The organism is Allosediminivita pacifica, assembly GCF_003054175.1.
In the GTDB taxonomy this organism is placed as follows: Bacteria; Pseudomonadota; Alphaproteobacteria; order Rhodobacterales; family Rhodobacteraceae; genus Allosediminivita; species Allosediminivita pacifica.
This window is the reverse complement of sequence record NZ_QBKN01000003.1, coordinates 152,096-173,959: the sequence shown is the minus strand read 5'-3', so window position 1 is coordinate 173,959 and position 21,864 is coordinate 152,096. Positions and strand designations below refer to the sequence as shown.

The window sequence follows — 21,864 nt, the reverse complement described above, 5'->3', positions numbered from 1 at the left end:
ACCCTTTCCTGGGGATTGCGGGCTCAGCGAAGGTCGCAGGCGGCGAGCACGGCCATGTTGAGGATGTCGTTCGCGGTCATGTTGGTCGAACAGATCTGGATCGACTTGTCGACGCCGGCGAGGATCGGGCCGATCACCGTCGCTCCCGCCATCTCCTGCATGAGCTTCGTGCTGATCGACGCGGAATGGCGGGCAGGCACCACGAGGATGTTGGCGGGCCCGCTCAGACGCTGGAACGGGTACTGGGCTTGGGCACGCGGGTTCAGGGCCACGTCGACGGTCATCTCCCCCTCGTACTCGAAGCGCGCGCCGCGCTGGTCGAGGATCTCGGGCGCGAGGTGCATCTTGGTCGCACGTTCGGAAACCGGATAGCCGAAGGTCGAGAAGCTGACAAAGGCCACGCGCGGTTCGAGCCCGAGGTGCCGGGCCACGTCTGCAGCGCGTTCCGCGATATTGGCCAGGTCGTGTTCGTCCGGCCATTCGTGCACCAGCGTGTCGGCGATCAGCACGATCCGGCCGCGGTGGAGGACCGCCGTGACGCCGGCAGCACCCTGCTCCGCGTCGGCATCGAAGACGTAGTTCAGCCGGCTCATTACATGCGCCGACTTGCGCGTGGCGCCGGTGATCAGCCCGTCGCCATGGCCATGGGCCAACATGAGCGCCGCGAAGACGTGGCGGTCGCGCGCCGCAAGACGGTGGACGTCCTGCCGGTCCATGCCCTTGCGTTGCAGGCGGGCGTAGAGGAATTCCTTGTAGGTCTCGAGGTGCCGAGTGTTGGCGGCGTTGACGATCTCGAGCTCGCGCACCGCATCTGCGAGGCCCGCGCCTTCGAGCTTTTCCTTCACGTCGGCTTCGCGGCCCACGACGATCGCCTTCCCGAGGCCGCTGCGCTGATACATGACGGCGGCGCGCAGGACGCGGACGTCGTCGCCCTCGGCAAAGATCATGCGCGATTGCGCCTGACGCGCGCGGTTGTGCAAGCCACGCAGGATGCTGGCGGTCGGGTCCATGCGCGACTTGAGACTGTCCTCGTAGCTGCGCATGTCGACGATGGGGCGGCGCGCGGCGCCGGTGTCCATGCCCGCCTTGGCCACGGCCGGGGGAATACGGTGGATCAGCCGGGGATCGAAGGGCGTAGGAATGATGTAGTCGCGCCCGAAACTGAGATTCTTGCCGTAGGCGAGCGCGACTTCGTCGGGCACGTCCTCTCGCGCGATCTTGGCCAGAGCCTCGGCGCAGGCGATCTTCATCTCGTCATTGATGGCGCGGGCGTGGATGTCGAGCGCGCCGCGGAAGAGGTAGGGAAAGCCAAGGACGTTGTTGACCTGGTTCGGGTAGTCACTGCGGCCGGTGGCGACGATGGCGTCGGCGCGCACCTCGCGCGCCTCTTCGGGCGTGATCTCGGGGTCGGGGTTCGCCATGGCGAAGATCACCGGGTTGTCCGCCATGGAGGCGACCATGTCCTGCGTGACGGCGCCCTTGACCGAAACACCGAGAAAGACGTCGGCGTCTTTCATTGCCTCTTCCAGCGTGCGCAGCTTCGTATCGACGGCGTGGGCCGACTTCCACTGGTTCATGCCCTCGGTACGGCCCTGGTAGATCACGCCCTTGGTGTCGCAGCAGATGCAGTTCTCATGCCGGGCGCCCATGCTCTTCAGCAGCTCGATGCAGGCGATGCCGGCGGCCCCTGCCCCGTTGAGGACGATCTTCACGTCCTCGATCTTCTTGTCCGAAAGATGCAGCGCATTGATCAGGCCCGCGGCACAGATCACGGCGGTGCCGTGCTGATCGTCATGGAAGACCGGGATGTCCATCTCTTCCTTGAGACGCTGCTCGATGATGAAGCACTCGGGCGCCTTGATGTCCTCGAGGTTGATGCCCCCGAAGGTCGGCCCCATGAGCTTGACCGCCTGGCAGAAGGCGTCCGGGTCCTCGGTGTCGAGCTCGATGTCGATGCTGTTCACGTCGGCGAAGCGCTTGAAGAGCACCGACTTGCCCTCCATCACCGGTTTCGATCCCAGCGCCCCGAGGTTGCCGAGACCGAGCACTGCCGTGCCGTTGGAGATCACGGCGACCAGGTTGCCCTTGTTGGTGTAGTCGTAGGCCGTTTCGGGGTTCTTGGCGATTTCCTCGCAAGGGATGGCGACGCCGGGGGAATAGGCCAGGCTCAGGTCGCGCTGCGTCGTCATGGGGACGGTCGCGTTCACCTCCCATTTCCCCGGGAAGGGATCGTGGTGGAAGGCCAGCGCTTCTTCGCGCGTCAGGTTGAACTTGGACATCTGGGGGTGTCTCCTCCTCGGCTGCCCGACGTTCTTAGCGGTCTCTGCCCGTCCCCTTCAATGATCTGTACGCGCCTCACGAAAAAGGGGCGCCCGGCGGGCGCCCCTTTATGTCTTCGCGCGGCCGGGTCACTCGCCCGGCTGGCGTGCCCCGTAGGCGTCGGGCGGTCCCTGCTCCGCGTGGGCCTGCCCGAAACTGTCGGGGAAAAGCGGGCCGTTCACCTCGGAGGGCATATTGTGATCCGCCTCGGTATCGCTGCGGTAGCGCAGGCGATGACGGTGGACCATGAGGCCGTCCCATCGCAACGCCCGCCAGAGCCCGAAGGTTATGAAGACCAGCACCACCGCGAAGGGGAAGCCCGCAACCACGGCAGCCGCCTGCAGCGCCTCGAGCCCGCCCGCGACCAGTAGCACGGAGGCCACGCAGCCCTCGGCCACGGCCCAGAAGACCCGCTGCACCTTCGGTGGGTCGGGATCGCCGCCAGCGGTCAGCATGTCGATGACGAAGCTGCCGGAATCCGACGAGGTCACGAACCACATGATGATGAGCACCACCGCGAACATCGACATGATGCTCGAGAGGGGGAAGTAATCCAGCAAGGCGAACATCGTCTGCGCGTAGTTCTCGCGCGTCGCCTCGACCAGGGCCGGGTCGCCGTCGAGCGAGATCTTGATGGCGGTGCCGCCGAAGGCGGTGAACCAGAAAAACATGATCGACGCGGGGATCAGCATGACGCCCACCATGAACTCGCGCACCGTGCGACCACGGCTGATGCGGGCGATGAAGACGCCGACGAAGGGTGTCCAGCTGATCCACCAGGCCCAGTAGAAGATCGTCCAGCTGTTCTGCCAGCTTCCGCCGGTCCAGCCCTCGTTCCACGTGCCGAGACGGACGAGGTCGGTCAGGTAGCGGCCGTAGTTGTCGACAAAGCTGTCGAAGATGAACAGCGTCGGGCCGACCACGACCATGAACACCAGCAGTACGATGGTGAGGATGATGTTGAGGTTGGACAGCCGCTTGATGCCGCCGTCGAGCCCCGCGACCACCGACATGGTGGCCATGAAGGTGATGCCCGCGATGATCAGGACCTGCATGAAGGCGTTTTGCGGCACACCGAATACGTCGTTGAGGCCCGCATTCACCTGGATCGCGCCCAGGCCCAGCGAGGTCACGATGCCGAACATCGTGCCAAAGACCGCCAGCACGTCCACCAGATCCCCCCAGAAACCGTAGATCCGCTCACCCAGAAGCGGATAGAGCGCCGATCGCACGGTCAGCGGCAGCCCCTTGCGGAAGTGGTAGTAGGCCAGTGCCAGCGCCATCACCGCGTAGATGGCCCAGGCGTGGAACCCCCAGTGCATGAAGGCGAGCGACATGGCCTCCTGCGCGGACTGGAGTGTCTCGGCCTCGGTCAGGGGTGGCGCGAAGTAGTGATACATCGGCTCGGCCACACCCCAGTAGATGAGCCCGATGCCGATCCCCGCCGAGAACAGCATCGCCGTCCACGAGAAGAGATCGTATTCCGCCTCTTCGTCCATCCGGCCAAGCCGCACGTCACCAAAGGGCCCGACGGCCATCATGATGACGAAGATCAGCAGCAGATTTACAAAAACCACCAGCGTGAAGCCGAGATAGGTTGTCAGAAGAGTCTGAGCACCGACGAACAGGGTATTCGCCAGATCGCTGAAGATCGCGCCGAAGAGGATGAAGCCGACGATGATGACCGCGGAGGCCGTGAACACCGGCTTGTTCACCTTCGGGAAGATCCACAGCCGCTCCTGTGGGATTCGGTTTTTCATGGGTATCCCCTCTGTTGGGTTGCGTGCCCCTTCTTCGGGTGGCTGCGCTCGAGACTTCGGGTAAAGCACATGTGACCAAAGGGGCCGGAACCCGATCCGGTTCCGAGATCTTTCACCCGCGCGAGGCTTTCGCTAGGGTTTCGGCTCGACAGACCCCCCGAGATGCCCAGGAGACGGCCTTGCCCAGCACCCCCCCGGCAGAGATGACGGAGACGCAGAACGCGCCCGTCGCCAAGCCCGCGATGACGCCGATGATGGCGCAGTATCTGGAGATCAAGGCGCAGCATCCCGACGCGCTGCTGTTCTACCGGATGGGCGATTTCTACGAGCTGTTCTTCGACGACGCCGTCGCCGCGGCCGAGGCGCTGGACATCGCGCTGACCAAGCGCGGCAAACACGAGAGCGACGACATCCCCATGTGCGGCGTGCCGGTGCATTCCGCCGAGGGCTATCTTCTGACACTGATCCGTAAGGGCTTTCGCGTCGCCGTCTGCGAGCAGATGGAGGATCCGAAGGAAGCCAAGAAGCGCGGGTCAAAGTCGGTGGTGCGGCGCGAGGTGGTGCGATTGGTCACCCCTGGTACGTTGACCGAGGAGACGCTGCTCGAGGCGCGGCGGCACAACTACCTTGCCTCCATCGCGGGGCTTCGTGGCGAATTTTCCCTTGCGTGGTGCGATATCTCGACCGGTTCGTTTCACGTGGAACCGCTGTCGCGGGCGCGGATCGGGGCAGAGCTTGCGCGGCTTTCGCCATCGGAAGTGCTGATCTCAGAAAGCCTTGAGGAAGAATTGCGGCCGGTCTTCGCGGACCTTGGCCTTTGGCCGACGGTGCTGGGGCGCGCGTCCTTCGACAGTGCCGCCGGGGATGACCGGCTTTGCAACCTGTTCAGCGTGCAGACGCTGTCGGGCTTCGGCGATTTCGGGCGGGCCGAGCTGTCGTCCATGGGGGCGCTAGTCGATTACCTCGAGATCACGCAGAAGGGCCGGCTGCCGCTTCTGCAACCGCCAAAGGCCGAGGCGGTATCGCGGCTTCTGCAGATCGACGCGGCCACGCGGCGAAACCTCGAGCTGACCTATTCGCTGAACGGCGGGCGGCAGGGTGCCCTGCTTTCCACGATCGACCGGACGGTGACGCCAGGCGGTGCGCGCCTGCTGGAACGGCGGCTTTCGGCGCCATCGCGCGATCTGGACGTGATCCGTGGCAGGCTCGAGGCGATCGACTGGGCGCTTTCCATGGACAGCGCGCCGCTGCGCGAGGGTCTGCGCAAGGTGCCCGACCTCGACCGCGCGCTGTCGCGGCTGGGGCTCGACCGGGGCGGTCCGCGCGACCTTGCCGCCATACGCAACGCCCTGGGGCAGGCCGCAGCGCTGTGCGGCAGCCTTGGCGGGATGGAGCTTCCGCCCCTTCTGGCCGAGGCTTGCGAGGCGTTGCGCGGCCACGAGGACGTCGGCGACCTGTTGGAAGACGCGCTGATCGCGGAACCGCCGCTCCTGACACGGGATGGCGGGTTCGTTGCGAACGGCTATGACACGCCGCTCGACGAGTCGCGGACGCTGCGGGACGAAGGCCGGGGCGTGATCGCGCGGATGCAGGCCGAGTATGTCGAGCAGACGGGCATCAATTCGCTGAAGATCAAGCACAACAACGTGCTGGGCTACTTCATCGAATGCACGGCGACCCACGCCGAAAAGATGCGGGGAATGTCGGACCAGTTCATCCACCGCCAGACCACCGCGAACCAGGTCCGGTTCACGACGGTGGAGCTTTCCGAGCTGGAGACCCGCATCCTGAACGCCGGGGCGGAGGCGCTGGCGATCGAGAAGCGGATCTTCGAGGAGTTGCGCGCCAAGGTGCTGGAGCACGCGCCCGCGATTGCCGAATGCGGGCAGGCGCTGGCCGAGTTCGACCTGACGCTGGCGCTGGCCGATCTCTCGCGGGCGCAGGACTGGACGCGACCCAAGGTCGACGACAGCCGCGCCTTTTCCATCGAGGGCGGTCGTCACCCCGTGGTCGAGCAGGCGCTGAAGCGCGAGGGCACGCCCTTCATTGCCAATGACTGCGGGCTGGATGCCGAGGGCGATGCGGCGGCGCTGACGCTGCTGACGGGTCCGAACATGGCCGGTAAGTCGACCTTCCTGCGCCAGAACGCGCTGATCGCCCTGCTGGCGCAGATGGGCAGCTACGTGCCGGCACAGTCGGCGCATATCGGCGTGGTCAGCCAGATCTTCAGCCGCGTGGGCGCGTCGGACGACCTTGCCCGCGGGCGCTCGACCTTCATGGTCGAGATGGTTGAAACAGCAGCGATCCTGAACCAGGCGGACGACCGGGCGCTTGTGATCCTCGACGAGATCGGGCGCGGCACGGCGACCTATGACGGGCTCAGCATCGCCTGGGCGACGCTGGAGCACCTGCACGACGTGAACCGCGTGCGGGGGCTGTTCGCCACGCACTACCACGAGCTGACGGCCTTGGCGGGGAGGCTGGAGGGCGTGCGCAACGCCACGGTGGCCGTGAAGGAGTGGGAAGGCGAAGTAATCTTCCTGCACGAGGTGCGCGAGGGCGCGGCGGATCGGTCCTACGGGGTGCAGGTCGGCCAGCTTGCCGGGCTGCCGCGTGCGGTGGTCGAACGCGCGAGAGAGGTCCTGGAACGGCTCGAGGAGGGCGACCGGGACCGCACGAGCCCATCGGCGCTGATCGACGACCTGCCGCTGTTCTCTGCGGTAGCTCAACGCGAGGCGTCGGCGCCAGCAGCGGCTGCGGTATCCTCCGAGCTGGTCGACTACCTCGAGGGGCTGCACCCGGACGAGATGACCCCGCGCGAGGCGCTGCAAGCGCTCTACGAGCTCAAATCGCGGGCATGAAACGCATCAAGCCGGGCAACGGCCCGGCTTGCAACGGTCTTCGGTGACGTCAGACGGTTAGCTCAGCCGCCCGTGTTCGAGCTCACGCCAACCTGTGCGGGGCGCAGCAGGCGGTCGTGCAGGTAGAAGCCCTCGGCCTGGACCTGGATGATCTCGCCGGCGGTGGTGCCGGGAACCGGGGCCTCGTACATGGCCTCGTGGTTCTGCGGGTCGAACTTGTCGCCCGGCTCGGGCGTGATGCGCGTCACGCCGTGGCGCTCGAAGACGGCCATCAGTTCGCGCAGGGTAAGTTCCACGCCCTCCACAAGCGCGGGCGAGGCCAGTTCGCCTTCTTCCTTAGCGGCGGCCAGTGCGCGGTTCAGGTTGTCGTAAACCGGCAGAAGATCACGCGCGATGCGGGTGCCGCCGTAGGCCTGCGCCTCGCGACGGTCCTTGTCTGCACGCTTGCGCGCGTTTTCGGCATCGGCGAGGGCGCGGACGAACTTGTCCTTGTAGTCGTCCCGTTCGGCGGCCAGTGCCTCCAGATCGGCGGCCTTGCCGTCGATCTCCTGCGCGTGGACCTCCGTTTCCTCGGCTTCGGCTGCCTCGATGTCATCGAGAAAGTCGTCGTTCTTCGGGTCTGCCATTCCTAACCTCTATGTCCGGTCGGCGATCAACTTGCCGACCAGCTGTGCCGTGTAGTCCACGATCGGGACGATCCGACCGTAGTTGAGGCGCGTGGGGCCGATTACGCCCACGGCGCCGATGATTTTCCGATCCGCGTTCATATAAGGAGAGACCACCAGAGAGGAACCCGAAAGCGAAAAAAGTTTGTTCTCGGAGCCGATGAAGATCCTCACGCCCTCACTCTCGTCGGTGAGCTGGAGGAATTCGGCGATATCCTGCTTGCGTTCGAGATCGTCGAAAAGCTGACGGATGCGTTCCAGTTCCTCGTCGGCGGCGCCGGTGTCCCCCAGCAGATTCGCGCGGCCCCGCACGATGAGCCGTCCGGGGTTCTCGCTGCCGGTTTCCCAAGCCGCGATGCCCGATTCGACGAGATCCGCCGCAAGCGTATCGAGTTCCTGCCGCCGTTTGGCAATCTCCTGCACCATGGTCGTGCGCAGCTCGGATAACGTCTTGCCCTCGATCAGCGCGTTGAGGAAATTCGCCGCCTCGCGCATCGAGCTTGGCGTCTGGCCCGGCGGCGGCGCGAAAAGACGGTTCTCGACGTGGCCATCGGCGAAGACGATCACGACCAGCGCCCGGTCCCGCGACAGGCTCACGAACTCGATATGCTTGAGCGCGGCCTCATGTTTGGGCGTGAGGACCAGCGAAGCGCCCTGCGTCACCCCTGACAGCGCGGAACTGACCTGATCCAGCAGACCGCCGACGTCATTGGTGTTCGAGCCCATCGTGGCGTCGATCTTTACCCGGTCGCTCTGGTCCAGCTCGCGCACCTCGAGCAGACCGTCGACGAACATGCGCAGGCCGAGCTGGGTCGGCACGCGGCCCGCGCTGACATGGGGGCTGTCGAGCAGGCCGAGATATTCGAGGTCCTGCATCACGTTGCGGATGGTCGCGGCCGAGACCTTCTCGCTCAGGCTTCGCGTCAGCGTCCGCGAGCCCACCGGTTCGCCGCTGTCCAGATAGCCTTCGACCACCCGGCGAAAGACCTCGCGAGAACGGTCATTGAGCTGTTCGAGCAGTTCGGATGCCTCTTTCATGCCTCTTTCCAAGCGCCGTCGTCCATTAAAATCCCCGCAGGCGCAGCGTCAATCGGGGTTGCAGATGAACCCTGCCCACGGCTATCCGGACCGCAACATTCAAAGGGGATATGCCGTGAGACCTTCGGGACGTGATCTAAGCGAAATGCGCGCCGTTTCAATCGAAACCGGGGTGAGCAAGCATGCCGAGGGCTCGTGCCTCATCCGGATCGGCGACACGCAGGTACTTTGCACCGCCTCTCTCGAAGAGCGTGTGCCGCCGTTCCTGAAGGGCGCGGGACAGGGCTGGGTGACCGCCGAGTACGGCATGCTGCCCCGCTCCACCAGCTCGCGCATGCGGCGCGAGGCTCAGGCCGGCAAGCAGGGTGGCCGCACCATCGAGATCCAGCGCCTGATCGGCCGGAGCCTTCGTGCCGGCGTCGACCGGCAGGCGCTTGGCGAACGGCAGATCACCGTCGATTGCGACGTGATCCAAGCCGACGGCGGCACGCGTTGCGCCGCCATCACAGGCGGCTGGGTTGCGCTGCGCATGGCCGTGAACCGGCTGATGAAGGCCGGCGACATCAAGATGGACCCCCTTGTTTCGCCCGTCGCCGCCGTCAGCTGCGGGATCTATGCGGGGCAGCCGTTGCTCGACCTCGACTATGCCGAGGACAGCGAAGCCGGCGTGGACGGCAACTTCATCCTGCGTGGAGACGGTCAGATCATCGAGGTGCAGATGTCCGCCGAGGGCGCAACCTTCTCTCGCGCGCAGATGGGCACGCTGATGGACCTTGCGGAAAAGGGCGTGGGCGAGCTGGTCGCCGCACAACAGGCGGCGCTGGCATGACCCGGAAGTTCGAGGAAAAGACGCTTCTGGTCGCAACCCACAACCAAGGCAAACTGGAAGAGATCGCGGCGCTTCTGGAGCCCTACGGCGTGACCGTCGTGGGGGCCAAGGAAAAGGGGCTGCCCGAGCCCGAGGAAACTGGCACGACCTTTGTCGAGAACGCGCGGATCAAGGCCCATGCGGCGGCGAAGGCCACGGGCCTCCCTGCCCTTTCGGACGATTCCGGCATCGCCATCGACGCGCTGGACGGCGCGCCAGGCGTTTACACCGCCGACTGGGCCGAAACGCCGGATGGCCGGGATTTCGTCATGGCGATGACCAAGACGCACGACAAGCTGGTCGAAAGCGGCGCTGCGGAACCCTGGACGGCGCGCTTCTGCTGCACGCTTGTCCTCGCCTGGCCCGACGGCCACGACGAGGTCTTTCCGGGGGTGATGGAGGGCAAGGTGACCTGGCCCATGCGCGGCGATCAGGGCCACGGCTATGATCCGATTTTCGTGCCGCAGGGCTACGACGTGACCTTCGGCGAGATGGACCGCTGGGAAAAGAACCGCATCAGCCACCGCGCCGATGCCTTCGCCAAGCTGATGGCCGGCTGCTTTGAGTGAGGACTGGCGCGAAGGCGGATTTGCCCTCTACGTCCACTGGCCCTTCTGCGAGGCCAAGTGCCCCTACTGCGACTTCAACTCACACGTGGTTGCAAACGTGGATCAGGACCGCTGGGCCCGCGCCCTCGCCGCCGAAATCGCCCGGTCTGCCGCCCTCACCCCCGGCCGGGTGCTCAAGTCGATCTTCTTCGGGGGCGGCACCCCGTCCCTGATGAAACCCGAGACGGTCGAGACCGTCCTGCGCGCCGCGCGGGACGGCTGGACTTGGGCCAACGACATCGAGATCACGCTGGAAGCCAACCCCCGTTCGGTCGAAGCCGCGCGTTTCCAGGGGTTCGCGAGCGCCGGGGTCAACCGCGTCTCGCTGGGTGTCCAGGCACTCAACGATGCCGACCTGAGGCGCCTGGGGCGCCTGCACAGCGCGGCCGAAGCGCAGGTGGCCTTCGACACCGCGCGGGACACCTTTGACCGGGTCAGCTTTGACCTGATCTACGCGCGCCAGAACCAGACGCTGGCCGACTGGGAGACGGAGCTTCGATCTGCGCTGGCTCTAGCCGTGGATCACATGTCGCTCTACCAACTGACCATTGAACCCGGCACCGCCTTCGGCGCGCGTCATGCGGCAGGCGGTCTGCGTGGGCTTCCCGACGAAGATCTTGCCGCGGACATGTACGAGCTCACACAGGCGCTCTGCGAGGCCGCAGGCTACCCGGCCTACGAAGTGTCGAACCATGCCCGCCCCGGCGCTGAATCGCGCCACAACCTCGTCTATTGGCACTATGGGGACTATGTGGGCGTCGGCCCCGGCGCGCATGGGCGCGTCACCATCGACGGCCGCAAACACGCGACCGAGGACTGGACGGCGCCGGGCAAATGGCTTGAGGCCGCCGAGGCGGGATCGGGCCATCGAAGTGTTGCCGAGCTGGATGGCCCCACCCAAGCCGGGGAATACATGCTGATGGGGCTGCGGGTGTGCGAGGGTGTCGACATAGATCGTCTCGAACGCATGGCGCCCGGTGGCATCGCGCAAGAAAAGCTTGCTGCGCTACAAGATATCGGTGTTCTCTGGAAAGAGAGCACCCGATTTGGTGTGACGGCGCGAGGCCGTATGGTCCTCAACGCCGTCGTGACAGAGCTTCTTCCCGATCAGGACTGACTGAGGATCGCGCAGAGCGCGTCCAGCTGTTCGAGCGTCTTGTACGACACCGTGACCTGCCCGGATTCGTCGTCGGCCTTGTGATCGATGCTGACCTTCATGCCAAGCGCCGCCGAGAGATCGCCCTCCAGGGCCTTGGTATCCGCATCTTTCTCCGTCGCTCCACGGGCGGCAGTGGGCTTGGGCGGCGTGTCACGCGGAGCCGCCTGCTTCACCAGCCGTTCGGTTTCACGCACCGAAAGCCCCTTCGCCACGACCTGCTTGGCAAGCTCCTCGGCATTCGGCGCTGTGATGAGAGCCCGTGCGTGGCCTGCGCTGAGTCGACCTTCCGAGACGTGGCCTCGGATGCCCTCCGGCAGGTTCAGCAGACGCATCATGTTGGCGATGTGGCTGCGGCTTTTACCCAGAGCCTCGGCCAGCTTTTCCTGCGTATGGCCGAACTTGAACATCAACTGACGATATCCGGCAGCTTCCTCGATCGGGTTGAGGTCAGCACGCTGGATGTTCTCGATGATCGCGATCTCGAGAACCTCGGTATCGTTGAACTCGCGAACGATGATCGGAAGCTCGTGAAGTTGCGCCAACTGCGCCGCGCGCCAGCGACGTTCACCGGCAACGATCTCGAACAGATCGGGGTTCTTGGGCGACTGCCGCACGATCAGAGGCTGGATGACGCCCTTCGAGCGAATGGAATCGGCCAGTTCGCGCAGCTGCTCGTCCGTAAACGTGCGGCGCGGCTGGTCCGGATTGGGTACGATTTTCTCAACCGGAACAACCCGTTCCGGGCGCCGCGCGCCCCCTTCCGGCGTCTCGGTCGTCTGCGGTTCGACATCCGCCATGAGGGCGGAGAGCCCACGGCCCAGGCCGCGACGTTTTTCGTTCTTTTCTGCCATGTCTGCCTCTTGTGGATGCTGCCTCATGCAGCGACGGGCGTGTTTTTCTTGAGGAGTTCAGCCGCCAGCGCACGATAGGCGGCGGCCCCCTTTGAGGTCGTGTCGTAGCTGAGCACGGGCTGCGCGTAAGACGGCGCCTCGCTGACCCTGACGTTCCGGGGGATCACTGTCCGGAAGACGAGGTCGTGAAGGTTGTCCCGCGCATCGGCCTCGACCATTTGCGACAGATTGTTGCGCGCATCGAACATAGTCAGGACGATACCCTCAATCCGGAGATCCGCATTCGCGCTCTGCCGCACTTCCCGGATTGTCAGCATGAGTTGGGACAGCCCCTCCAGTGCAAAGAACTCACTTTGCAGCGGCACGAGCACCGAATGTGCGGAAACCATCGCGTTCACGGTGAGCAGGTTCAGCGATGGCGGACAGTCGATAAGCACGTAGTCGAAGCCCATGCTTTCGATCTCGGACTTGCGCAACGCGTCGCGCAGAAGCCAGGACCGACGCTTGTTCGACATCATTTCCATGTCGGCAGAGCTCAGATCCACGGTGGCAGGGATTAACGAGAGCCTCTCGGTGCCGGTCGGGACGATGGCATCTTCGGCGGTCACCTCGCCAAGGAGGAAATCGTAGGTGGTCTTCTCGCGATCCTCTGGTTCGATACCGAGCCCTGTCGAGGCGTTGCCCTGCGGGTCAAGATCGACGACCAGAACATTGAGCCCGGTTTCACAAAGTGCCGCTCCAAGGTTTATCGTCGTCGTGGTTTTGCCGACCCCGCCCTTCTGGTTGGCAATCGCGATGATTTTTGGACCGGAGCGCGGGACAGACTCAGGCATTCGACAACTCCCGGACTTCTAGGATGACGCTTGATGGATCGACGACGCTTGTATGCGTTTCCAGATCAAAGTGCCATGACTTGCGGGCCTCGGACAACTCCGATTGCCAGTTTGACCCCTTGGGAAACAGCGCCATTGCGTCGATCGCCATGTGGCGCTTCGCGTATCCGAGAAGTTTAGGTAGCGGCGCAAGCGCACGGGCGCTGACAAGGTCCGCATCCAGCGGCGAGAGCGCTTCGATCCGGGACTGCATGACTTGCCCCTCGACACCAAGTTCGCGCAATGCCGTTCGGAGGAAGACGCACTTTCTGGTATCACTCTCGACCATCACGACCGACATCTCGGGTCTCAGCTCCGCCGCAAGAACAGCGATGACAAGCCCCGGAAAACCGCCGCCGCTGCCCAGATCCACCCATTTGGTCACCTCTGGTGCGATCCCGAAAAGCTGAACCGAGTCCGCGATGTGCCTAGATTCCACTTCGCCCAAGGTGCTTCTTGCGACAAGGTTGATCCTCGGAGACCACTTCTGAACAAGGTCGGCTAGCACGCCAAGGCGCTGCTCTGTTTCACGTGAAACATTCAGTGGTTCCAGAGCAGAGGCAAGCATCTTACGCAGTGGCCTTGCGTGATTGTTGGCGAAGCCGCGCAAGGATCAAGGTCAGCGCCGCGGGAGTCATACCGTCAAGCCGACCGGCCTGAGCAAGATTCTCAGGGCGCGCCACGTCGAGCTTGTTTCGCAATTCGTTCGACAGCCCACCAAGTTCCCTGTAATCGAAGTCGCTCGGAATGCGGATGTCCTCTTCCCTGCGAAGATTTGCAACATCGCGTTCCTGCCGCGCAATATAGTTCGCGTATAGCGCCTCCCGTTCGATCTGGCGCGCAGTGTCATGATCGACCACGCTCAGCTCGGCGTCCTGGCCTGCCAACATCGCGAAGGTCACTTCCGGCAGCGCAAGCGCCTCGAGTCCCGAGCGCCGTTGCCCATCTTGATTTACATTCAATCCAAGGGACCGAAGATCCTTGGGTGTGTAGCTTCGCGCCCTAAGCATCTCGTGCCCCTGCTCGAGCTTTTCCATCTTGTTTTCAAAGACTTCTCGGCGTCTGTCACTCGCACAGCCGGCTTCAAGAGCTTTGGGCGTCAGCCTCTGGTCAGCGTTGTCGGCCCGCAACGAAAGCCTAAATTCAGCTCGGGAGGTGAACATGCGATAGGGCTCGCTGACGCCACGTGTCGTCAGGTCATCCAGCATCACGCCGATATAGGAATCGCTCCGACCGAACGTGACCGGATCCCGCCCTAGTGCCCGCGCTGTCGCGTTGAGACCTGCAACGAGCCCTTGCGCCGCTGCTTCTTCATATCCGGTCGTTCCATTGATCTGGCCCGCGAGAAACAACCCGTCCACGTCTCGCACCGACAGCGAGATATCGAGCGCTCGAGGATCAACGTAATCGTATTCGATCGCATAGCCAGGCTGCACAATCTCGGCTCGCTCAAGACCGGGGATCGTCGCGACATAAGCCTTCTGCACGTCTTCGGGCAGCGAGGTCGAGATGCCGTTCGGATATACCGTGGTATCGTCGAGCCCTTCCGGCTCCAAGAAGATCTGGTGCGAAGTCTTGTCGGCAAATCGCACGACCTTGTCCTCGATGGAGGGACAGTATCGTGGCCCAATCCCGTCGATATGACCGCCGTACATCGCCGACCGGTGAAGGTTCTCGTTGATAATGGCGTGGGTGGCTTCGGTCGTGTGCGTGATACCGCAAGCCACCTGCCGCGCCGCCGGCGCGCGCGAGAGAAACGAGAAGAGCACCGGTTCCTCGTCACCGGGCTGCGATTCCAGCCGATCCCAGTCGATAGTCCGACCGTCGAGCCTCGGTGGTGTCCCGGTTTTGAGGCGCCCAAGCGGCAATCCAAAGGAATCGATTCTTTCGGCGAGATTCACCGACGGATCCGAACCCATACGCCCGCCGGGCCGCGAAACATCACCGATATGGATAACACCGCGCAGGAAGGTTCCAGTCGTCAGGACGACTTGCGGCGCTGATATGTCGGTACCGTCCTTCAGCCGAATTCCTGCAACCGTATCGCCTTCCATCAGAAAGTCGGTCACCTCGGCCTCGATCACCGTAAGTCCTTCGGTCCCCTCGATTTCAGAAGACATGGCCGCGCGGTAGAGTTTTCTGTCAGCCTGGGCGCGAGGTCCCTGAACCGCCGGGCCTTTACGGCGGTTCAACAGCCGGTATTGGATCCCGGACGCATCCGCGACCCGGCCCATGATGCCGTCCATCGCGTCGATCTCGCGAACGAGATGCCCTTTTCCTAAACCGCCAATGGCCGGGTTACAGGACATGACGCCGAGGTCCGATTTGCGAAGGGTGACCAATGCCGTGCGCGCCCCCATACGGGCGGCCGCGGCAGCAGCCTCGGTTCCGGCGTGGCCGCCGCCGACCACAATCACATCAAACGACAATTGTTTCACGTGAAACACCCTTCATTTCCCGACACAGAAGCTGGAGAAGATTTCGTCCAGAAGATCTTCCACATCCACGTGCCCCAGAAGCGAGGAAAGCACGCGCGCTCCAGCGCGGAGTTCCTCTGCCGCCAAGTCATACATTTCGGCGCCCTGATTCAACAAGTCCCGCGCTGCCAACAAATGGGCCTTACCCTCGCCAAGAACAACCCTATGCCGTTCGCGCGCCGCCAGCCCTGCATCAGCCGTCCTGTCACACAATCTCGCCCCGATATTCTCCAAAAGCTCCGGCACGCCCCGCCCGGTCAGGCCCGAAACGCCAGATCCACCAACCATCGAATCCGCCTTGGCGGCGACCAGGATGTCTCCATCTGTGACCTCGATGAGCGGATTCGTGCCAGCCGGAAGAAGGTGAATCCGAAGGTCCGCAGCCAGTGCCCTGCGACGCGCAAGGTCGACGCCAAGCGTTTCCACCGCGTCCGAGGTTTCGCGCAGACCCGCGGTATCGAGCAGCGTCACCGCCAGCCCGGCGATTTCCATCCTCACTTCGATCACATCGCGCGTGGTTCCGGCAATATCTGAAGTGATGGCCGCCTCGCGCCCTGCAAGGTAGTTCAGCAACGTCGACTTCCCGGCATTGGGGGGGCCTACAATCGCCACCTCGAACCCAGTCCTGACACGCTCCGCTGCCGAAAGGCCCGAAAGCTCACGCGACAGGCCAGCGAGAACGGAGTCGAGCAGCGCAGAAACCTCTGGCGTCACATCTGTCGGCACTTCCTCGTCGGCGAAGTCGATCGTGGCTTCGATCAAGGCCCCCGCCCGGATAACGTCCTTGCGCCACTGCCCCACGAGGTCGCCGAGCGCGCCTGAAAGTACCCTAAGTGCTTGGCGTCGCTGAGATTCTGTCTCGGCGTCGATGAGATCAGCCAGGGCTTCGACCTGCGTCAGGTCCATTCGCTCGTTTTCGAGAGCGCGGCGGGTGAATTCGCCCGGTTCGGCCTGTCGGCATCCCTCGATCTCGGAAAGGGTCCGGAGCACAGCTCCGATCACTGCGGCACTGCCATGCACCTGGAACTCGACCACAGCTTCCCCGGTAAAGCTCCGCCCAGGTTCGAAGACAAGGACAAGCGCTTCGTCCAGGAACTGACCCGTCGCATCGCTCAGACGCCGTAGTGTTGCGCACCTCGCCTGTGGGAGGTCACCGCAAATAAGGCGCGCGACCTCGAACGCCTGCGGACCTGAGACGCGGATGACAGACACCCCCGCCCGGCCGGGGGCGCTGGCCAGGGCAAAGATCGTGTCCGACATTGGCCTAACTGTTCATCGAGTCGAAGAACTCGGAGTTCGTCTTGGTCTGCTTGAGCTTCGAGAGCAGGAATTCCACCGCGTCCGTCGTCCCCATCGGGTTGAGGATACGACGCAGGACGAAGGTCTTCTGAAGATCGGACTTCTCGACCAGAAGATCCTCTTTCCGCGTGCCGGACTTGAGGATGTCGATCGCCGGGAAGACCCGCTTGTCCGCGACCTTGCGGTCCAGAACGATCTCGGAGTTGCCGGTGCCCTTGAACTCTTCGAAGATCACCTCATCCATGCGGCTGCCGGTATCGATCAGCGCGGTCGAGATGATGGTGAGCGAGCCACCCTCTTCGATGTTCCGCGCCGCGCCAAAGAAGCGTTTCGGCCGCTGAAGCGCGTTCGCGTCCACACCACCGGTCAGAACCTTGCCCGACGAGGGCACCACGGTGTTGAACGCCCTACCAAGTCTTGTGATAGAGTCGAGAAGAATAACAACATCTCGCTTATGCTCGACAAGACGCTTGGCCTTTTCGATGACCATTTCGCTGACGGCCACGTGACGTGTCGCGGGTTCGTCAAAGGTCGAGGAGATCACCTCCCCCTTCACTGACCGCTGCATATCGGTGACCTCTTCCGGGCGCTCGTCGATGAGAAGCACGATGAGGTAGCACTCGGGATGGTTCGTCTCGATCGAATTGGCGATGTTCTGGAGCAGGACCGTCTTACCGGTCCGCGGTGGCGCCACGATCAGCGCCCGCTGGCCTTTCCCGATCGGGGCGACCAGGTCGATGATCCGGGCGGACTTGTCCTTGATCGTCGGATCCTCGACCTCCATCGTCAGACGTTCGTCAGGATAGAGCGGTGTCAGGTTGTCGAAGGCAATCTTGTGGCGCGCCTTCTCGGGTACCTCGAAGTTGATCTTGGTAACGCTGACGAGACCGAAGTAGCGTTCTTCGCCATCGGGGGCGCGTATTTCGCCTTCTATGCTGTCACCGGTCCGCAGTGAGTACTTCCGGATCATGTCGGGCGAGACATAGATGTCGTCCGGACCCGGCAGATAGTTCGCCTCGGGCGACCGCAGGAAGCCGAAACCGTCCTGGAGCACCTCGAGAACACCGTCACCAGAGACTTCCCAGCCCTCATCCGCGCGTTCGCGAAGGATCTGGAACATCATCTCGCCCTTGCGCATGGTCGAAGCGTTCTCGATCTCGAGCTCTTCGGCCATGGAGAGCAGATCCTTCGGGCTCTTCGCCTTCAGATCCGCGAGATTCAGTGTCTCGACGGTTTCGTCAGTTTCTCTGGTTTCGACGATTTCGTCGTTCATTCCATACCTCATGACAGGCTAGATCCTGCCTGCATCGATGTCTTTGTCTGGGAAGTCGCTCCCGGGACCGGGAGTTGTCGTCGTTTAGCGGCTTGGACGGGTCGGAGTCAATTGCGCCGTTCGGGGCGGATCTCCTCTCAAATCAGAACAGAAAGATAAGTGAAGTTTTTGTAGTTACGAGGCACTCTCTCTGTGGATCCTTGAACGACCCCAAGACTTTTACACAAGCCGCGTCCTGTGGATTGTTATGGGGGAGAACCGGGGGCACAACGGGAGTGATAGAAAATTAACGATTGTTAGCAAATAGATAAAAGCCCACAGGCGGGTTTCACCCTCTGTGCGCTCTCCGCGGGAAATCCGGTCGGACCCGGGGTCGAGGCCGACCGGCAAGGTATTCATACTCACATGCGAGCGACTCATCCGGCGCGACGCAAAAGGTGGGGGATCCTCCCCAGCCTTGCATGCGGGTCGGATTTTCCCCAGAACTGCCCCGGCGAATTTTCACTGTTTGGCCACCGAGTTATCCCCATGTCTTTGGACCTCATACTGGCTTCGGGCTCCGCCATACGCGCTCAGATTCTCCGCAACGCGGGACTTCGACTCGAGATCGATTCGCCCTCGCTGGACGAAGAAGCCATCCGAGCGTCGCTTACAGAGGAGGGGGCGCCCCCTCGCGAAGTCGCCGATGCCCTTGCCGAAGCGAAGGCCCGGCGCATCGCATCGAAGGGGGCCGAAGTGCCAGTTCTTGGCTGCGACCAGGTGCTGTCCTGCGATGGCGAGATCTTTTCAAAGCCCGCCACCCGGGACGATGCGCGGGATCACATCAGGGCTCTGAGAGGCAAGACGCACCATCTGTTGTCTGCGGCCGTGCTCTATGAGGATGCCGAACCGGTCTGGCGGCACGTCGGAGTGGCGCGCTTGGCCATGCGCGATATCTCGGACGCCGCGCTTGATGACTATCTCGACCGCGCCTGGCCCGACATCGCGAGCTCTCTCGGCGGCTACAAGCTCGAGGCAGAGGGCGTCCGGCTGTTTTCGCAGATCCAGGGTGACTATTTCACGATCCTCGGGTTACCGCTGATCGAACTGCTGAACCATCTCACCCTGACAGGAAGGTTGCCCGCATGAGCGATGCACCCCGTATTCCTCTGGCCGGTGTCATCGGCTCTCCGGTCGCGCATTCCCGGTCGCCGTTCCTGCACGGTCACTGGCTTTGCCGCTATGGCATCCGGGGTCACTACGTCCCAATGGATATCGCCCCGGACCGCCTTGCCGATGCGCTGCGGATGCTTCCCGAGCTCGGCTTTGTCGGCGTGAACATCACTGTCCCCTACAAGGAGACGGTGATGGACATCGCGGATCTGACTTCGGACCGCGCGGCGCTCATCGGTGCGGCTAATACGCTGATCTTCCGGAAAGACGGTAAGATCCATGCCGACAACACCGACGGCTACGGGTTCATCGAGAACCTGCGCCAGTCCGCCGAGGGCTGGGACCCGACATCGGGGCCGGCCGTCGTGCTGGGCGCGGGCGGTGCGGCTCGGGCTGTTGTCGCCTCTCTGCTTGATGCGGGCGTGCCCGAGATCCGGATCAGCAACCGTACGCGCATCCGTGCCGACACGCTTCGCGAGGACTTCGGAAACCGGCTGAAGGTCGTCGAGTGGGTTCAGGCCGGCAACGCGATCGAGGGCGCGTCAACGGTGGTCAACACGACATCGCTGGGTATGACGGGCAAACCCGAGCTTCGCGTGCCGCTGGATGCGCTCGACAAGAGCATGGTCGTCACCGACATCGTCTATGCACCGCTGGAAACACGGTTGTTGCGCGAGGCGCGCGATCAGGGTTGCACCGTGGTCGACGGGCTCGGGATGCTGCTTCACCAGGCCGTTCCCGGGTTCGAGCGGTGGTTCGGACTTCGCCCCGAGGTGGACGATGATCTGAGGCAGGCCGTTCTGGGATGACCTACCGGCTGGGCCTGACAGGATCCATCGGGATGGGAAAGTCGACCACCGCGGCCATGTTCGCCGAAGAGGGCTGTCCGGTCTGGGACGCGGACGCCGCGGTTCACCGTCTTTATTCCCAAGGTGGCGCAGCCATCGCGCCGATTGGGGAAGTCTTTCCTTCGGCGATCGAGGCAGGGGCTGTCTCGCGCGACAGGCTTCGACAGATCATCGCAAGGGATGACACGGCTCTGCCCCGCATCGAGGCGATCGTTCACCCGCTGGTCCGGCATGATCGCGAGACCTTCGCCCAGGAACATGCGGCTCAAATCTGTGTCTACGACATTCCGTTGCTGTTCGAGACGGGTGCGGAGGCCGAGATGGACGGCACCGCATGCGTATCGGTTTCACGTGAAACCCAGCGTAAGCGTGTCCTCGCGCGGGGCAGTATGACAAACGAGGATTTCGAACGCATCCTTGCGCGGCAGATGCCGAACGAAGAGAAATGCACCCGCGCCACTTGGGTCATCGAGACCGAGACGCTTGAAGGTGCGCGGGCACAAGTCCACACTATATTGAAGTCTATTCGGGAAGGCCTACCAGATCATGCGTGAAATCGTCCTCGACACCGAAACCACGGGTTTCGAGCCGGAGACCGGAGACCGCATCGTCGAAATCGGCGCGGTCGAGCTTTTCAACCACATGCCGACCGGCGAGACCTTTCACAAGTACATCAACCCGCAGCGTGCCATGCCGGAAGAGGCTTTCAAGGTGCACGGGCTTGGTGATGAGTTCCTGCGCGACAAGCCGCTGTTCGAAGAGGTCGTGGACGAGTTCCTGAGCTTCGTGGATGGCGCCAAGCTCATCATCCACAACGCCGCCTTCGACGTGAAATTCCTCAACGCCGAGATCGGCTGGTGCAAGCGGCCTCGCCTGCCCCCGGATTGTGCCATCGACACGCTGGAAATCGCTCGCCGCAAGTTCCCGGGCAGCCCCGCATCGCTTGATGCGCTTTGCCGCCGCTTCGGGATCGATAACGCCTCGCGGACGCTGCACGGAGCGCTTCTCGACAGTGAAATCCTTGCCGAGGTCTATCTGGAGCTGATCGGCGGCAAGCAGCCCGACTTCGGTCTTGCCGCGCCGGACCGGACCCGCAAGGCGGTGACCGAACAAGACCTGAATTGGCGCCCCCGTCCGCGACCCCAGCCGTTGCCGAGCCGCCTGTCGGAAAACGAAAAGGCGGCTCACGCCGCCTTTGTCGAGAAGCTCGGGGACAATGCCCTCTGGCTTCGGGACGAGGATCAGGCGTCGGCCTGATCCGTCCGCTTGAGCTCGCCCGCATCCATGCGGCGCTTGATCTCGTTGCGGTAGAGCGCGAGGAAATCGATGGTCTCGAGGTTCAGCGGCGGGAAACCGCCGTCGCGCGTCACGTCGGAAACGATGCGGCGGGCGAAGGGGAAGAGCATCCGCGGGCATTCGATCAGCAGGAAGGGATGCAGCTGCGCCTCGGAAACGTTTTCGACGTGGAACACGCCGGCGTAGTCCATCTCAAGCAGGAAAAGCTGATCCCCGGTCTCCTTGGACTTGGAGTCCACCTTCAGCTTCATCACCACTTCGTACTGGTTTTCGGTCGGCCGCTTCTTGGCATCCAGGTTCACCTGGACCTGAACGTCGGGCTGGACCTGCCCCGAGACGCCTTTTTGCGAGACGATGTTCTCGAAGGACAGATCCCGCACGAACTGTGCGAGGACGTTCATCTTGACCTGGGGTTGCTGCGCGGCTGCGGCCGCTTCGTCGGCAACGCCGTTTTCCTGTGCCATGAATTTCGCTCTCCGCTGGGCTTATAGGTTGGCCAAGGGATTAACAGCCACTCA

The 21,864-nt window shown here is 63.3% G+C and carries 19 protein-coding genes; 8 read left to right on the top strand and 11 right to left on the bottom strand.

Going from position 1 to position 21,864, the window contains the following annotated elements; translation table 11 throughout:
- Positions 1–23 precede the first annotated feature (23 nt).
- Together C8N44_RS03620 and C8N44_RS03615 are read right to left on the bottom strand one after the other, a co-directional pair.
- Positions 24–2,279 (bottom strand): NADP-dependent malic enzyme, encoded by a 2,256-nt coding sequence (locus C8N44_RS03620; RefSeq protein ID WP_107974802.1) that lies wholly within the window; start codon positions 2,277–2,279, stop codon positions 24–26.
- 129 nt (positions 2,280–2,408) lie between these two features.
- The gene (locus tag C8N44_RS03615; RefSeq protein WP_107974801.1) at positions 2,409–4,079 is read right to left on the bottom strand and encodes a BCCT family transporter; all 1,671 of its coding nucleotides are present in this window, start codon (positions 4,077–4,079) and stop codon (positions 2,409–2,411) included.
- A 251-nt stretch (positions 4,080–4,330) separates the two neighbouring features.
- Here C8N44_RS03615 and mutS point away from each other — a divergent pair, with 251 nt between their 5' ends.
- Positions 4,331–6,940 carry a DNA mismatch repair protein MutS gene (gene mutS / locus C8N44_RS03610; RefSeq protein WP_107974863.1) on the top strand — a complete coding sequence of 870 codons (2,610 nt, stop codon included), beginning with the start codon at positions 4,331–4,333 and terminating at the stop codon, positions 6,938–6,940.
- Between the two features lie 62 nt (positions 6,941–7,002).
- On the opposite strand, the gene C8N44_RS03605 is transcribed toward mutS, so the two are convergent.
- Both C8N44_RS03605 and hrcA read right to left on the bottom strand, forming a co-directional pair.
- Complete coding sequence (locus tag C8N44_RS03605) at positions 7,003–7,566, bottom strand: nucleotide exchange factor GrpE (protein ID WP_107974800.1); 564 nt, start codon at positions 7,564–7,566, stop codon at positions 7,003–7,005.
- A gap of 9 nt (positions 7,567–7,575) precedes the next feature.
- A complete protein-coding gene (hrcA, locus tag C8N44_RS03600) occupies positions 7,576–8,643 on the bottom strand; it encodes a heat-inducible transcriptional repressor HrcA (RefSeq protein WP_107974799.1) in 1,068 nt (355 codons plus the stop codon).
- Between the two features lie 115 nt (positions 8,644–8,758).
- Between hrcA and rph the strand changes: the two genes are divergently transcribed.
- From rph to hemW, 3 genes are read left to right on the top strand one after another with little or no spacing between them, the layout of a single operon-like run.
- Positions 8,759–9,472: a ribonuclease PH gene (gene rph / locus C8N44_RS03595; protein ID WP_107974798.1), complete on the top strand. Its 714-nt coding sequence runs from the start codon at positions 8,759–8,761 to the stop codon at positions 9,470–9,472.
- Positions 9,469–10,080: an RdgB/HAM1 family non-canonical purine NTP pyrophosphatase gene (rdgB, locus tag C8N44_RS03590; RefSeq protein WP_107974797.1), complete on the top strand. Its 612-nt coding sequence runs from the start codon at positions 9,469–9,471 to the stop codon at positions 10,078–10,080. The genes rph and rdgB overlap by 4 nt, the downstream gene beginning before the upstream one ends.
- A complete protein-coding gene (gene hemW, locus C8N44_RS03585; RefSeq protein ID WP_107974796.1) occupies positions 10,073–11,236 on the top strand; it encodes a radical SAM family heme chaperone HemW in 1,164 nt (387 codons plus the stop codon). The genes rdgB and hemW overlap by 8 nt, the downstream gene beginning before the upstream one ends.
- Here the strand turns inward: hemW and C8N44_RS03580 are convergent.
- The 6 genes from C8N44_RS03580 to rho are packed head-to-tail and all read right to left on the bottom strand — an operon-like array spanning position 11,227 to position 18,050.
- Complete coding sequence (locus C8N44_RS03580; RefSeq protein WP_107974795.1) at positions 11,227–12,129, bottom strand: ParB/RepB/Spo0J family partition protein; 903 nt, start codon at positions 12,127–12,129, stop codon at positions 11,227–11,229. The genes hemW and C8N44_RS03580 overlap by 10 nt on opposite strands.
- Positions 12,130–12,152: 23 nt before the next feature.
- Positions 12,153–12,962: a ParA family protein gene (locus C8N44_RS03575; RefSeq protein ID WP_107974794.1), complete on the bottom strand. Its 810-nt coding sequence runs from the start codon at positions 12,960–12,962 to the stop codon at positions 12,153–12,155.
- On the bottom strand, positions 12,955–13,569 hold the full coding sequence (gene rsmG / locus C8N44_RS03570) for a 16S rRNA (guanine(527)-N(7))-methyltransferase RsmG (RefSeq protein WP_107974793.1): 615 nt from the start codon (positions 13,567–13,569) through the stop codon (positions 12,955–12,957). The genes C8N44_RS03575 and rsmG overlap by 8 nt, the downstream gene beginning before the upstream one ends.
- A gap of 1 nt (position 13,570) precedes the next feature.
- The gene (mnmG, locus tag C8N44_RS03565; RefSeq protein WP_107974792.1) at positions 13,571–15,448 is read right to left on the bottom strand and encodes a tRNA uridine-5-carboxymethylaminomethyl(34) synthesis enzyme MnmG; all 1,878 of its coding nucleotides are present in this window, start codon (positions 15,446–15,448) and stop codon (positions 13,571–13,573) included.
- A 3-nt stretch (positions 15,449–15,451) separates the two neighbouring features.
- Positions 15,452–16,738 (bottom strand): tRNA uridine-5-carboxymethylaminomethyl(34) synthesis GTPase MnmE, encoded by a 1,287-nt coding sequence (gene mnmE, locus C8N44_RS03560; protein ID WP_107974791.1) that lies wholly within the window; start codon positions 16,736–16,738, stop codon positions 15,452–15,454.
- 4 nt (positions 16,739–16,742) lie between these two features.
- Complete coding sequence (gene rho / locus C8N44_RS03555; protein ID WP_107974790.1) at positions 16,743–18,050, bottom strand: transcription termination factor Rho; 1,308 nt, start codon at positions 18,048–18,050, stop codon at positions 16,743–16,745.
- 528 nt (positions 18,051–18,578) lie between these two features.
- Here rho and C8N44_RS03550 point away from each other — a divergent pair.
- Genes C8N44_RS03550 through dnaQ form a run of 4 tightly spaced genes read left to right on the top strand, consistent with a single transcriptional unit; the run spans position 18,579 to position 21,307 of the window.
- On the top strand, positions 18,579–19,178 hold the full coding sequence (locus C8N44_RS03550) for a Maf family protein (RefSeq protein WP_107974789.1): 600 nt from the start codon (positions 18,579–18,581) through the stop codon (positions 19,176–19,178).
- Complete coding sequence (locus tag C8N44_RS03545) at positions 19,175–20,011, top strand: shikimate dehydrogenase (protein WP_107974788.1); 837 nt, start codon at positions 19,175–19,177, stop codon at positions 20,009–20,011. Before C8N44_RS03550 ends, C8N44_RS03545 begins: the two co-directional genes overlap by 4 nt.
- Complete coding sequence (gene coaE / locus C8N44_RS03540; protein ID WP_107974787.1) at positions 20,008–20,604, top strand: dephospho-CoA kinase; 597 nt, start codon at positions 20,008–20,010, stop codon at positions 20,602–20,604. Before C8N44_RS03545 ends, coaE begins: the two co-directional genes overlap by 4 nt.
- On the top strand, positions 20,597–21,307 hold the full coding sequence (gene dnaQ / locus C8N44_RS03535; protein ID WP_107974786.1) for a DNA polymerase III subunit epsilon: 711 nt from the start codon (positions 20,597–20,599) through the stop codon (positions 21,305–21,307). The genes coaE and dnaQ overlap by 8 nt, the downstream gene beginning before the upstream one ends.
- Here the strand turns inward: dnaQ and secB are convergent.
- A complete protein-coding gene (gene secB / locus C8N44_RS03530) occupies positions 21,292–21,810 on the bottom strand; it encodes a protein-export chaperone SecB (protein ID WP_107974785.1) in 519 nt (172 codons plus the stop codon). The two genes, dnaQ and secB, sit on opposite strands and share 16 nt — an antisense overlap.
- Positions 21,811–21,864: the final 54 nt, after the last annotated feature.

Bases quoted from the DNA above. Each gene is read 5' to 3' on its own strand.
- secB (WP_107974785.1), bottom strand. From the start codon at position 21,810: ATGGCACAGGAAAACGGCGTTGCCGACGAAGCGGCCGCAGCCGCGCAG.
- rdgB (WP_107974797.1), top strand. From the start codon at position 9,469: ATGACCCGGAAGTTCGAGGAAAAGACGCTTCTGGTCGCAACCCACAAC.
- C8N44_RS03550 (WP_107974789.1), top strand. From the start codon at position 18,579: ATGTCTTTGGACCTCATACTGGCTTCGGGCTCCGCCATACGCGCTCAG.
- coaE (WP_107974787.1), top strand. From the start codon at position 20,008: ATGACCTACCGGCTGGGCCTGACAGGATCCATCGGGATGGGAAAGTCG.
- dnaQ (WP_107974786.1), top strand. From the start codon at position 20,597: ATGCGTGAAATCGTCCTCGACACCGAAACCACGGGTTTCGAGCCGGAG.
- rho (WP_107974790.1), bottom strand. From the start codon at position 18,050: ATGAACGACGAAATCGTCGAAACCAGAGAAACTGACGAAACCGTCGAG.
- C8N44_RS03545 (WP_107974788.1), top strand. From the start codon at position 19,175: ATGAGCGATGCACCCCGTATTCCTCTGGCCGGTGTCATCGGCTCTCCG.
- mnmE (WP_107974791.1), bottom strand. From the start codon at position 16,738: ATGTCGGACACGATCTTTGCCCTGGCCAGCGCCCCCGGCCGGGCGGGG.
- hrcA (WP_107974799.1), bottom strand. From the start codon at position 8,643: ATGAAAGAGGCATCCGAACTGCTCGAACAGCTCAATGACCGTTCTCGC.
- C8N44_RS03575 (WP_107974794.1), bottom strand. From the start codon at position 12,962: ATGCCTGAGTCTGTCCCGCGCTCCGGTCCAAAAATCATCGCGATTGCC.
- C8N44_RS03620 (WP_107974802.1), bottom strand. From the start codon at position 2,279: ATGTCCAAGTTCAACCTGACGCGCGAAGAAGCGCTGGCCTTCCACCAC.
- mutS (WP_107974863.1), top strand. From the start codon at position 4,331: ATGATGGCGCAGTATCTGGAGATCAAGGCGCAGCATCCCGACGCGCTG.
- C8N44_RS03580 (WP_107974795.1), bottom strand. From the start codon at position 12,129: ATGGCAGAAAAGAACGAAAAACGTCGCGGCCTGGGCCGTGGGCTCTCC.
- rsmG (WP_107974793.1), bottom strand. From the start codon at position 13,569: ATGCTTGCCTCTGCTCTGGAACCACTGAATGTTTCACGTGAAACAGAG.
- C8N44_RS03615 (WP_107974801.1), bottom strand. From the start codon at position 4,079: ATGAAAAACCGAATCCCACAGGAGCGGCTGTGGATCTTCCCGAAGGTG.
- C8N44_RS03605 (WP_107974800.1), bottom strand. From the start codon at position 7,566: ATGGCAGACCCGAAGAACGACGACTTTCTCGATGACATCGAGGCAGCC.